Consider the following 12,612-nt stretch of genomic DNA (forward strand, 5'->3'; position numbering starts at 1 on the left):
CCAGCGAACGACGCGACCAGGCCGCGGCCCGCCGCTTCTTCGCCCAGGCGCTGTCCCACGGGCGCCGGCCCGTCGAGGTCACCACCGACAAGGCCGCCGTTTACCCGCGGCTCCTCGACGAGCTGCTCCCCGAGGCCTGCCACGTCGACGGTGCCCGGGAGAACAACCGAACCGAATCCGACCACAGCAGACTCAAAGCCCGGCTCCGCCCGATGCGCGGACTGAAACGGCTGCGCTCCGTCCAGACGATCAGCGTAGGGCATGCATTTGTCCAGAACATCCGCCGCGGTCACTACGAACTCGGGATCGACACCGACCCGCACACACGACTGACAGCCGCGTTCACCGAACTCACCCTCACGATCTGATCACCCGTCCGGCAGGGTCAACCATGCCCTGCCATCTCCCAATGCAACAGACCCCTTCCTCGACACCCGTGTATCAGCGAGAACCCGTCACCGGCTCACGTGGATCGCGGGCTGGCAGGCGTTCTACCTCGGAACGCTCGGCTTCGACACCGGCGATGACGACGCGGCACGCGAGTTCCTCTCCCTCGCAGGCCAGCACGCCACCGRCATCGGCGATCGGCTACTCGCCGGTTCGGCCGCCGCCATGCGCTCCACGGTCGCCTACTTCACCGGCGCCTACGACACAGCCGCGGACATCGCCCACCAGGCCAGGCAGAACGCCCACACCTACACCCGGCCGGTCCTCGCCGGCTGCGAGGCACGCGCGGCGGCCCTCGCGGGCCGACCCGAGGACGCCCACACCGCGCTCGCGGACATGCAGGACAGCGTCTGGACCGGAGGAGTCATGCCCGGACCGAACCCAGGCGACGAAGCGTTCACCCATGCGTTCCTCGCGGTCACCTACTCCCACCTCGGAAAGGGAAAACGAGCCGAGCAGCACGCGCGGACCGGCCTCGACCTCGAACTCGCTCACGGTCCCAGCCACTATGTCCAGGTTTCTGGGAAGTACACGGCGCTCGCGTTGACCCTCCTCCACCGAGAAGATCCCGACCCCGAACAGGCCGCCACGGCCACACGGCAGGCACTCACCGTCCTCGGCAACACACCCACCCGCAGCACGATCCAACGTGCCGGAGAGGTATGGCGCGACATGAACGGACGCTGGCACGAGCTCCCCGCCGTCCGAGACCTCGGCGAGATGATCACCCAACAGCGGCGCGCGCTCCCAGCCGCGACGGCCTGATCCCGAACGTCTGATCGCCCATGTCGCGCACATGGCCGTCTCACCATTGAGTGATCGGCCCTGGCCGACTCGGGCCGCGGCGCCGTCGCCAGCATGAGCCGCAGCCGCGCAGGGCCCGCACCCACCCGCGGTCAGACTCCCCGAGCTTGAGACGGACAGAACCAGCCGAGGGCTGGCCGTCCGCGCTAGGACAGCACCGTTGACGGCAGACCAGCGAGCAACGCCGCGCGGTTCTCGACAATGAAATCTTTGATCGTCACGGGCTTGAGATCACACCCCGCGAGTTGATCCAGCGGAATCCGCTCCACCTCATAGCCGCCCCGAGCGACATCAATGTGCTCATCACCGCACCGCACCGCCGCGTCGAGCCTGACCAGGCGAGCCACGAAGAAGTACTGCACAGACTGACCGCCATCCACTGGTGTCGCCACCAGCGCCACCTGCCGACCCACGGCAGCCGTCGCCCCGAGTTCCTCCAACAACTCACGTTCCAGCGCCGCCTCCCTGCTCACATCCTCCGGCTCGATCCCCCCACCCGGCGTCGTCCAGCACGGCGCCACCCCGGGCCTGGTCCGCTTGATCATCACCAGACGGGCCTCGTCATCGATCAGCACCGCCCGAACCGACCGGCGTACAACCGGCGACAYCGAACAGATCTCGCCGCTGCGCACCCCGACCCTCCGAGACCCGTCACAAGACCTCATCGTGCCCACCCCACCCTTCCCACCAGGGGCAACCCAGACCACAGGTATCCGCACGACGAGGACGCTCCATCAACCGGGATCGAGCGACCCACCGTTCCACCCCAGTCCCTCCGAGGCGGCGGTGCGGGTTCACACCGCCGACGATCCCGACGGGTCCAGACGGTGGCACGACGAAAGACCGAACTGATGCCGAGCCGGAATGYCCGACAAACACGCCAGGACAGCGTGCTGGCGACCTGCCGGAGGGCGCCGTCAGCAACCCGCCCGACATGGGCCACGCCGGCGAGCAAGGGAAGACAGCGACAGAGAACCCGCATCCACTATCACGGCATGGACACCAGGAACCAGCGCACCGATGCCGCCATGTCCGCGTTTCGAGCCCGCCATCGGCCCTGGCGGCGCCATGAACGTCCGATCCCACCCCGCGGTGGCCATGGGGGTGGGATGGCGGACCGGCCACCGTCAACCGGCGCGCGCCGTTCTTGCCACAGTCCAGCAACYCGGGACCGCCGATAGTAACGGAACGTAACCGCTTTAGGGGCGGCGTCGCGACCGCAGATCCCGGCCCAGCCGCCCAAAGAGGACGCCCCACCGATGATCGTTCTGAGCACGAACCCGCCGAATGCGCACACAATGCGCACACAAACCCAGTTTGATCTTGTCAAAATGATCTTTAACTCTGCAAAACCGCAGGTCAAGGGCCATTTTCCTGGAGCCGGCGAGGGGACTCGAACCCCTAGCCGCTCGATTACAAGACGGATCACTGCGTATCCGAACATACCGGAACGTGCCGCGTCGTGCCGGAAAATCCGAGGTCAGGGCGATTTCCGTGCCGAAATGTGCCGGAGAATGCCGCCCCGTGCCGGGACATCCGCGCACACAATGCGCACACACGCCACGACGAACCCTGATATAACAGCCAATACCGGACACGTAAAGCGTGCCAGTTACAGAAGGTAGCCGATCCCGAACGAGGAAGCGTCGACCTGGCCGTCCGAGACGGACTCAGCGGGCAACCGGCAACCGCGTGCGGGCCGGACCAACGGTTACTGGTTGCACTTGTCCGCGGCGCCTCTGGGTGAAGGCGTCCAGCTCGCCGGGCGTGAAGACCAGGACGGGGACTCGGGTGCCACGTCTACCGCGTCACGCCCAGATCCGGTGCCCGCTGAACACGGGCCGGCTGGGGACGGAGGGACGCGGCACCACGAACGGCTGAGGGTTGGTGGACACCGCGAGCGCACGGGCCGCGTGCCATCCTGGGGGCGGCCAGCCGTGTTCCGTAGCCGCGGATGCCAGGCGCCCGCAAGGGAGGAACAGCATGGTGGACGGAGCCGGGTCGACACAGCTTGCGGTCCTCATCGACGCGGAGAACATCCCGCTGTGGGCCGTCGAGCCGCTCCTCGCCGAGAGCACCCAGTACGGGAAGGTCCGGATCAGGCGAGCCTACGGTGACTGGTCGGGCTCCCTGAGGACCTGGAAGAAGACCCTGCAGGACCTCTCGATCCGGCCGGTGCAGGTCTTCGCCGCCGTCAAGGGGAAGAACGCAGCCGACCTGGCCCTGGCGATCGACGCGATGGACCTGCTGCACTCCGGGTCCGTCGATGCGTTCGAGGTCGGCGTCGGTGTGTGCCGACCCGATGTGCTCGATCTCGCGCGATCCCCGATGCTGGGAGTGTACGACCTGCACCGCCCGCGCACCGGACGCGGTCCTCACCGTCCGCGCGTAAGGAGACACAGCCCGACAGAGTAGGCCACGGCCACCATCCCGATTAGAGCGTGTCTTGCGTGGCCGCTCCGGGTACATATCTGATCATGGACGTGTTGGAGAGCAGCCTCGCCGGGCGGCTGGTCCCGGACGAATTGTGGGAGCTGGTGGAACCGCTGCTACCCCGGTTCGAGGGTCGCTGGCAGGGTGGTGGGACTGCCCCGATCGAGGATCGGGCGGTGTTCACCGCGGTGGTCTACGTGTTGACCTCGGGGTGTGCCTGGCGGCATCTGCCGGCCGAGTTCGGGGTATCGGTGCCCACGGCGCACCGTCGGTTCCAGGCCTGGACCCGGGCGGGTGTCTGGCCCCGGCTGCATCGGAAGATCCTTGATCTGCACGGTGCGGCCGGGCAGGTCGACTGGTCGTCGGTGATCGTGGACGCGGCCAGCCTCCGCGCGAAAAAAGGGGAAGCCTGACCGGGCCGAACCCGGTCGATCGCGGCAAACCGGGCTCGAAAATCCATGTTCTGACCGACGCGGACGGGCTGCCGCTGGTCGTGGCGGTCTCCACGGCGAACCTGCACGACAGCKGSGCCTTCGTCCCACTGGTGGCCAGTATCCCGGCGATCCGTTCCCGMCGCGGGCCGCGGCGACGCCGACCGGACAAGCTGCGGGCGGACAAGGCCTACGACCAGCCGGAACTGCGGYGTTTCCTGCGCCGGCGYSGCATCGYGGYGCGTATCGCCCGCCGAGGYGTGGACAGCGTCGAACGCCTTGGCCGGTACCGGTGGAAAGTCGAAAGAACGCTTGCCTGGCTGGGTGGGTACCGCCGGCTGACCATCCGCTACGAACGCAACGGCCGGAACTTCCTCGGCTTCCTYTGCCTCGCCGCCGCGATCACCTGCTGGAAGAAACTCCCGCGCTCGACGTGAGACACGCTCTTAGTGCGTGCCTCCGCGACCAAACCCGCAGGTCACCCGTCCGCGAACAGCGAGACGATCAGATCTTGGCCCAAGTCAGGGAAGGGCTCGGGACGGGTGTCGATGGCCGCCCTGGTCTGCTACCGGCCCCGGCTGTTCTACCGGGTCCTTGCCCACCACGGCCGTCGTGGTGAACGCCGCAGCTTCTCCGAAGACGACTACGCCACCCTGCTCGTCGCCGCRCACCACCAGCTCCACGCCCCGATCATCCTGTGYTGGGACACCCACCACAGCGCCGCCATGCGCATGTTCCTCACCTGCCACGCCAGCTGGCTCACCGTGGTCCCCCTACCCGCCCACGCCCCCGACCTCAATCCCATCGAAGGCGTGTGGGCCCACCTCAAACGCGATCTCGGCAACCACATCCGCGTCACCGTCGACCAGCTCACCCCCACGATCAAGACCCTGCTCAAGCGCATCCGGTACCGCCTCGACCTGATCACCGGCTTCCTCGGCCAGACCGACCTGCCCCTGGATCCTCAACCTCTGTAACCAGACCCTGATCATTCAAGATCTGCAACCCAAGATCAAATCGGTGCCTGGCCAGTTACGTTCAAGGAAGCGCCCAAAGTCGGATCATGTTATCTTTGCTTCCGGCGGCCAGGGTGCGGCTGTCCGGGGAGAATGATATCGACCAGATCCACTCGAGGCCGTTTTCCAAGGGAGGGCCGAGAGGAAGAGGAGTGGCCGGGTCGGTCACATCCCACAGCCGGATCTGATGGTCCCAGCCGCCGCTGGCAAGAATGCGATTGTTCGGCGAGAAGGCAACCGCCCAGGCGGTGTTGGTGTGGCCCGTGAGAGGTTGACCGAGGGGGCTAGGTTTGGTTCGTTCGGTGATGTTCCACAGTCGCACCTTGCTATCTTTGCCACCGCTGGCGAGGGTTTGGCCGTCCGAGGCGAATGCTACCAATCCCACCCCGCCGGTGTGGCCGGTCTGGATTGTGCTGAGGAGGCGTTCCGACGGGTTGGCCGTGTAGGACGTGTTCCATAGTCGCACGGTGGTATCGAGACTGGCACTGGCCAGAGTGCGGCCGTCCCCTGAGAAAACTACCGAGATCACCCAGTCGGTGTGGCCGGTGAGGAGTTGACCGAGGTGGGATGGTCTGCGTCGGTCAGTGACATTCCACAGTTGCACCGTGCTGTCGCTGCTTCCGCTGGCCAGGGTCTGACTATCCGGGGAGAAAGCTAACGAGGCCACCCCCCTTGTGTGTCGGGTGAAGGGCTGGCCGAGGAGGAACGGTTTGGACTTGTCGGTCACGTCCCACAACCGAATCATGCCGTCCAGATCACTACTGGCTAGGGTGCGGCCGTCCGGGGAGAATACCACTGAGATAACTCCGGCGGGGTGGCCAGTGAGTGGCTTGCCGAGCAAGTGGGGTTTGGTTCGGTCGGTGACGTCCCACAGTCGCACGGTTTTGTCCTTGCTGGCGCTGGCGAGTACGTCGCCATCCGGTGAGTACGCGACCGCGCTCACCGAGGCGGTGTGGCCGGTCATGGGTCGGCCCAGTATCTGGGCGGAGGGAGCCGGAGTCCGGTGATCGGGGCGTGAACCTAGGTCCCCGCCTGCAGCGGAGACGAGGATGGTGCCACCGACTGCGAGAACGAGCAGCGTCACGACGGTGGCAAGGCGGTGGCGCACTGGCGCGGCCAGCCAAAAACGCGACCGTGCGTGACGCCTGTGGCTGCTGGTGCTTCTCCTCGACCTTTCTCGATTACTGTCGTCGAACAGCTGCGGAAGTGACCCCCTGCCGGTAGGGGGCAGTGTTGGCCGTCGGACGGCCGCAGCTGAGGGTTCGGCGGCGGCGCGGACGTCGTCGCCGACCTGCAGCGATATACCCGACGAAGCAATCCATCCCGGTCCGTATGCGCTGGCGGCCGCGCGAGCGAGGTCAAGGGCGAACGCGTGCGCGGATGGCGGCCGGTCTTCCGGAATCTCGGCGAGTGCGTGCAGGATCACCCGCACCACCTCCTCAGGCACCCCGGCCGGTGGCGAGATGTCGTGCGGGGAGTTGCGCCACGGCACCTGTGTGGGGATAGTCGAATCAAGCGGCGCTGTGCGGGCTAGGAGCAGGTATAGCATCACCCCCAGCGCATACAGATCGGTGGCAGGAGCCAACCGGCCTCTCGAGATCTGTTCAGGAGCCATGAACAGTGGGGTCCCGATCACCGCACTCGCGGTGGCGGCCTCCCGGTCCAACAGCTTCGCTATCCCGAAATCACCCAACTTCAGCAGGCCGGCGGAGCCGAACAATACGTTGTCAGGCTTGATGTCGCGGTGTAGAACGCCCCAGGAATGCGCGCAGGAAAGGGCTTCGGCTACGGCAAGGCCGACCGCACATGTACCCTGCTGGCTCATGTTCTCCTGGCGGTGGGCAAGAGTGCCACCGCTCAGCATTTCCATGACGATCAGATGAAGATCGCCGACCTCCACGCAGTCGTACACCCGGACGATGTGCGGATGATCTAGGCCGGCCAGGATCACCGCCTCAGCGGCGAAATCGGCGGCCACTCCGGCGCGTCTCCCGGCGGTCAATACTTTGATCGCAACGTCACGCTGCAGGCGGCGGTGCCGGCCAGCCAGCACCAGTCCGAACGCGCCTGCACCGATCTGGTCACCCAATTCATAGGCAGGAAGCGCTGCGGCCACGCTTGCTCTGTCAACAATCATAATTGGTCTGACTCCCCACGAACCTCTGCCGTAGTCGCACCCGTTTGATGGATGTGAGGCGTTATCCTAACGAAAGCCCTACAGGTCCTGATCGCTGGGCCGCTGGCCACTGGAGATCGGCATCGGGCACCCTGCCGATTCGACTCCCTGCGCACCGCCAGGCCACCCTCGACCGCGCCCACGYGGCCCACCCCGAGCGGTTCGCCCACCGGCCACGACCGCCCCGTCTACCCGAGACTGTGTGGATCAGCCAGCCCATTCCAAGCCAACCGGACGACGATCAACTGTCACAGTTGGCTTGACGACTACATGTAGTCGCGGTAGAGACCGTCCTTACGGACGGCTCTCGCCCCCGAGGCGGGTTCGCGATGCCCTGAAGCTGCCCCGGTTTCGTTCACAGGTAGGGCTTTGAACGATTAAGCGACCTTATCGTACTCCTGGAAGCGGGTTTCGTGGTCGTGGGGGCTGAGGTATCCGTTGGTGGAGTGACGGCGTCGCCGGTTGTAGAAGCCTTCGATGAAGTCGAAGATCGCAGCCCGGGCCTGATCGTGGGTGGTGAAGGCCGTGCGGTCGAGGAGTTCGCATTCGAGAGTGGCGAAAAAGGATTCGGTGACTGCATTGATGCTCCTATAGATGTCAAGCGGCCTGAGGTGCCGATGAAGATTCCTGCTCGTGGCTGCTACCGGAAGCGGCCGGTGGCGGTAGAAGGCGATAAACTTCCCGGGCAACATATCTTTTCAAGCAGCGGATGATCTCACGCTTCGTGAGCCCTTCTGCGGTGCGCCGCTCGACGTAGTCGATGGTAGGCTGGTGCCATCGCATGCGGACAATGACAGTTCGATAGAGCGCGGCGTTGGCCTGACGGTTCCCGCCGCGGTTGAGCCGGTGCCGGTGCGTTCTCCCGGAGGAGGCCGGGATAGGGCTCACGCCGCAGAGCTTCGCGAAAGCAGATTCCGAGCGGATCCGGTCGGTGTTATCCCCGGCGGCCAGCAGCATCTCCGCGGCGGTGTCCGGGCCGATCCCCACTGCTTCGACCAGCCGTGGGGCGACCGTCTTCGTTTGCTGCTTGAGGTGCCAGCTCAACGACTTGACTTCCTCATGCAGGCTCAGCCACCGCCGTGCCAGCGAGGCCAGCACATGCCGCATCGCCTTCTCGGGCGTCGTCGGTGCCCCCACGCACCCCAGCGCCGCGCAGGCCTCGATGAGCCGGTGGTCGGTGAGCGGCTCCAGGGCGCCCCGGAGCTCGTCGTCGGCGGTCACCAACGTCGCCTTCAATGTGATCATGGCTGCGGACTGGGCCTTCACCGCTGTGTCCCGGGCAACCTTGATCAGACGAAGTGCCTCGACCGCTCCGTCGGCCGTCTTCGGGGTCGCGGTCGACGCACCAGAGATGATCTCTCGGGCGGCATGCTCGGCGTCGATCGTGTCGGTCTTACCTGCTCGACGACGCTCGCCCTTGCGCGGTGGACGGCTGACCTCCCGCACCTCATGGCCGTGCCTACGCAGGAAACGTGCCAGCCCCATACCGTAGGAGCTGGTTCCCTCGACGCCAAAGGCAACAAGTCGCCCCGGAGCAGACAMCCGGGCCAAACAGAACGCGAGCAGCATCTCKAAACCAGCCACAGTTGCCGGAATCACCAGGTCCGCGAGACGGCCCCCGAGACCGTCAAGCAGCACGGCGACGTGCTGGTCCTTGTGGGTGTCGACRCCGACGATGACATCGTCGCGGGAAAGCATCATGCTGGACATCGGCTGGCTGATCTCCTCACAGATCACCGGTCATATCCCGCTGGTCGGGCGGGCGGACAGGACTGCGATGAGACCCTGCTGCGATCAGGCTCCTATCAGGTCACTGCCCGCCCGGCCAGCGGTCCAGAGGCCGCCGCCACGCCAGCCGACAGATCAACGCCAGGGCACCCGGAGGGCCGGTCGTAACAAGGGTCAGACCAGCGTGGCAGCGACAACATGATGCTCGCAGTCGTAGCAGTCTCCAGATGATCCGACGGAGCGTTCGACCTGGTGCTTGCGGCAGATTTTCGCGAACTCCCGAGACGTATATTGGGCTCCTTGATCGGAGTGGTGGATGACTCCGGGCGCCGGGCGGCGGTGGCGTAGTGCCATGGTGAGGGCGTCGGCGACGAGTGGGGTTTTCTGCTCGGCGGACATGGACCAGCCCACGATCCGCCGCGAGTACAGATCGAGGACGACCGCCAGGTAGAGCCAGCCTTGGTCGGTCGGGATGTAGGTGACATCGGCGGTCCAGATCTTGTTCGGGACCGGGGCGGTGAAGTCACGGTTGACCAGGTCGGGTGGCAGGTGCGCGGCCCGGTCCCGGCGGGTCAGGCTGACTCTGCGGCGGCGGTGGACCCCTTGTAGGCCAGCCTGTCTCATGAGTCGGGCGACGCGCTTGCGGCTGACGTGYACGCCGGCGGCGGCGAGGTCCGCGTGCACGCGCGGGGCGCCGTAGGTCTCCCGTGACGCGGCATGCACCGTGGTGATCTTCGTGGTCAGGGTCTGGTCGGCCGCGGTCCGGGYGGACTGTCCACCACGGCGACGCCAGGCGTAGTAGCCCTCGCGTGACACACCAAGCACGCGGGCCAGAACGGAGACAGAGTGGTGTGTTTTCTCCGCGTCGATCAGAGCGAACTTCATTTCTGACCGGTCTCCGTCGCGAAGAAAATCGTGGCCTTGCGGAGGATGTCGCGTTCCTCGCGGAGCTGCCGGTTCTCCTTCCGGAGACGGTTCAGTTCCTCCCGCTCGGCGGTGGTGATCTCGTCCGCTCGGGTGTCGTCCTGGCGGGAGGCGTCCCGCACCCAGTTACGGATCGACTGCCCCGACGGGCCGTATTCCTTCGCGAGTTCCTCGGGTAGCTGTCCAGCCCGGACAAGATCCACCATCTGCTGGCGGAACTCTTCGGCGTACGGCGGTTTTGATCTCGACACCTGCACTCCTCCCTGGGGTCATTATCCCAAAGAGCCCAGGTGTGAACAGGATCGGGCCAACTTCACCCGGYGTCGTTCACACCGCCGCTGGACGTTGCGGCGGACAGCCGAACGCAGGTGGGCCTGCCCCGGGTCGCCATGGGGAGAACAGCCGCCGACAGCGACCTGCGGCTCTACTACTGCTGTCGGCGCTGAGCCGCGTCAGYCAGGACACTCGCACCGTGCGCCATGATGTTCCTGCGCGGTTCGTGGTCGGAAGCGTCCGGCTAGGATATGACCGACCGCGGGGACGCGCTGTGTTGGACCTGGCAGACACGGGGGCGAGGTGGACCGGCGGGATTTCTTCATCTCCCACGCCGACAGCGACCTGGCATGGGCTGAGTGGATCGCCCAGCAGTTGGTCGAGGCCGGGTACACGGTGGAGCTCGACGTGTGGGACTGGGTCGCGGGCACGAACCTCGTGGACGCCATGCGGCGTGCTCTGGAACGGGCCGAGCGGGTACTGGCCGTCTACACCGACGACTACTTCGCCCAGCGCATTTCCCAGGCCGAGCACACCGCGGCGTTCGCGAGCGACCGCGTCGTCCCGGTGGTCGTGGCCGACTGCTCGATCCCCGAGTTGTACGCGCCGCTGACCCGGATCGAGCTGCTCGGGCTGGAGGAGGACGCTGCTCGCAGCCGGCTCCTCGACGGAGTGTCCGCGGGCTCGCGCAGGCCCGGTTCACCGGTCATCTTTCCGGGCCGAGTGGAGTTCCCCCGGCGGCTACCGCGGATCTGGAATGTCCCGGCCCGAAACCCGTTCTTCACCGGCCGCGACGACCTTCTCCGGGCGTTGGATGGCCGCCTGCGTCAATCCGACGCGCAGGCGATTGCCGTCGTGCCGCTGCGGGGAATGGGAGGGGTGGGCAAGAGCCAGCTCGCCGTCGAGTACGCCCACAGACGCGCTGCCGGATACGAGATCGTATGGTGGGTCAACGCGGAGAACCCCACGCTGGCGACCAGCGGGCTGGTCGAACTCTCGGCGGCACTGGGACTGCCGGCGGGGTCACCGGCCGAGGTTCTACGGTCGCTGTGGTCCGCCCTGGCGCGCCGTACCGACTGGCTGCTGATCTACGACAACGCCGACAGCCCTCCCGCTTTGGCCGAGCTTCGCCCGCCGGACAGCGGGCGTCTGCTGCTTACCAGCCGCAATCCCGCGTTCGGCCGGTTCGCGGACCTGGTGGAGGTCGGCGATTTCGACCGGTCCGAGTCCGTCGCACTGCTCAGGCACCGCTGCCCGGCCTTGTCGCCTGGCCAGGCCGACCAGATCGCGGCGGCGGTCGGTGACCTGCCGCTCGCCGTTGAACAGGCCGGCTGCTTCCTCCAGGAAACCGGTCTCGACGTTGCCGACTACCTGGGCCTGCTCGCCGCGTCGCCCGCGCATGCCGGGCTGGACGATCCCACCGTCGACCGTCATCCAGGCCTGGTCGCGGTGGTGACCGCCAGCCGCGCTCGGCTACGCGCCGCCAGTCCGCGCGCCGCCGTGGTCTTCGACCAGCTGGCCTTCTGCGCGGCGGAACTGCTCCCGCTCACTCCTCGCCGGCCGGCGGGCAACTCAGGCCCATTCGGGGTGGAAATAGGAGACAGCGCAGCGACGGCCGATGTGGTGCGTCAGTTCACGAGTCTCGGCCTGGCCCGGAACAGGGGTACCGCGCTGCAGGTCCACCGTTTGGTTCAGGCCCTGGTTCGGTCCTTCCTCAGCGACAACGAACAAGCCCAGCGTTGCCAGCAGGCCCAGGAGCTTCTGGCGACCGTCCGTCCCGGCAACCACGATGATCCGACAGTCTGGTCGTCGTATGCGGTTCTGACCCCTCATGTACAGTCCCTCGTCGCGCACTCATGCAGCCTGGGGGTGCCTGAAAGCCAGGATTTTCGTGTTCTCCTGCTTGATGTCGTCCGTTATCTTGAGCAGTCAGGCCGGTCGCGAGACGCGTTGGAGATGTCTCTGGCGGCGTATCAGCGTTGGTCCAAGACGCTTGGTGGAGACCACCCTGACACGCTGACCGCCGCTCACCGGTACGGGAACGCACTGGTGCGTCTCGGCGATTACGGTGCCGCACGGAAAGTATTCGAAAGTACACATGCGGGCCGTGGGCGAGCACTCGGAGCAGATCACATGTTAACGCTCGGCACAGCGGCGAACCTCGCTGTCGTCGCCGCGCTGGCCGGCGATGAGCAGGCGGCTCGACGAATCACCGAGGACGTCCTAAACCGTCGGCGGCGGGTACTTGGCCCGGACCATCCTGACACACTGGAGTCAGCCAGTAATCTCGGCGCGCATCTCGACAACCTCGGCGAATGGAAAGCAGCCTGGGAACTCGGGCAAGATACGCTTGCCCGCCGGCAACGCGTGCTGGGGGAAA

The 12,612-nt window shown here is 66.3% G+C and carries 10 protein-coding genes and 2 pseudogenes; 6 read left to right on the plus strand and 6 right to left on the minus strand.

What is annotated here, in order from left to right; all coding sequences use genetic code 11:
- Together CC117_RS03545 and CC117_RS03550 are read left to right on the plus strand one after the other, a co-directional pair.
- Nucleotides 1-368, plus strand: a 368-nt coding sequence (locus CC117_RS03545) for a DDE-type integrase/transposase/recombinase (protein WP_071082338.1), incomplete at its 5' end; no start/stop codon positions are given.
- Nucleotides 369-612: 244 nt separating this feature from the next.
- Entirely contained in the window at nt 613-1,212 is a 600-nt protein-coding gene (locus CC117_RS03550; RefSeq protein ID WP_198541714.1) for a hypothetical protein, read from the plus strand.
- Nucleotides 1,213-1,397: 185 nt separating this feature from the next.
- Here CC117_RS03550 and CC117_RS03555 read toward each other — a convergent pair whose 3' ends face one another.
- Entirely contained in the window at nt 1,398-1,859 is a 462-nt protein-coding gene (locus CC117_RS03555; protein WP_071082342.1) for an NUDIX domain-containing protein, read from the minus strand.
- 1,375 nt (nt 1,860-3,234) lie between these two features.
- Between CC117_RS03555 and CC117_RS40860 the strand changes: the two are divergent.
- From CC117_RS40860 to CC117_RS03575, 3 genes and pseudogenes are all read left to right on the plus strand, one after another.
- Nucleotides 3,235-3,465 (plus strand): annotated as a pseudogene (locus CC117_RS40860) (NYN domain-containing protein); the annotation flags it as partial.
- A gap of 263 nt (nt 3,466-3,728) precedes the next feature.
- Nucleotides 3,729-4,552 (plus strand): IS5 family transposase gene (locus CC117_RS34050; RefSeq protein WP_116287689.1). Its coding sequence is split into 2 segments (ribosomal slippage): nt 3,729-4,086 and nt 4,086-4,552, totalling 825 coding nucleotides; the frame shifts between segments, so codons are not numbered across the junction.
- Between the two features lie 111 nt (nt 4,553-4,663).
- Nucleotides 4,664-5,092, plus strand: coding sequence for a transposase (locus tag CC117_RS03575; protein WP_071082344.1), 429 nt, complete (start codon nt 4,664-4,666; stop codon nt 5,090-5,092).
- Nucleotides 5,093-5,153: 61 nt separating this feature from the next.
- Here the strand turns inward: CC117_RS03575 and CC117_RS34055 are convergent, their stop codons facing one another.
- From CC117_RS34055 to CC117_RS03590, 5 genes and pseudogenes are all read right to left on the minus strand, one after another.
- Nucleotides 5,154-7,247, minus strand: a complete 2,094-nt coding sequence (locus CC117_RS34055) for a WD40 repeat domain-containing serine/threonine protein kinase (RefSeq protein ID WP_321572580.1) — start codon at nt 7,245-7,247, stop codon at nt 5,154-5,156.
- Between the two features lie 437 nt (nt 7,248-7,684).
- Nucleotides 7,685-7,888 (minus strand): annotated as a pseudogene (locus CC117_RS34065) (IS3 family transposase); the annotation flags it as partial.
- Between the two features lie 16 nt (nt 7,889-7,904).
- Nucleotides 7,905-9,017, minus strand: coding sequence for an IS110 family RNA-guided transposase (locus CC117_RS03580; RefSeq protein WP_071082345.1), 1,113 nt, complete (start codon nt 9,015-9,017; stop codon nt 7,905-7,907).
- Nucleotides 9,018-9,209: 192 nt separating this feature from the next.
- Nucleotides 9,210-9,920 (minus strand): IS3 family transposase, encoded by a 711-nt coding sequence (locus CC117_RS03585; RefSeq protein ID WP_084131448.1) that lies wholly within the window; start codon nt 9,918-9,920, stop codon nt 9,210-9,212.
- Nucleotides 9,917-10,210, minus strand: coding sequence for a transposase (locus CC117_RS03590; RefSeq protein WP_071082346.1), 294 nt, complete (start codon nt 10,208-10,210; stop codon nt 9,917-9,919). Before CC117_RS03590 ends, CC117_RS03585 begins: the two co-directional genes overlap by 4 nt.
- Nucleotides 10,211-10,607: 397 nt before the next feature.
- On the opposite strand from CC117_RS03590, the gene fxsT reads away from it, so the two are divergent.
- Nucleotides 10,608-12,612, plus strand: a 2,005-nt coding sequence (fxsT, locus tag CC117_RS03595) for an FxSxx-COOH system tetratricopeptide repeat protein (protein WP_084131454.1), incomplete at its 3' end; no start/stop codon positions are given.

This window comes from Parafrankia colletiae, from assembly GCF_001854655.1.
Lineage (GTDB): Bacteria > Actinomycetota > Actinomycetes > Frankiales > Frankiaceae > Parafrankia > Parafrankia colletiae.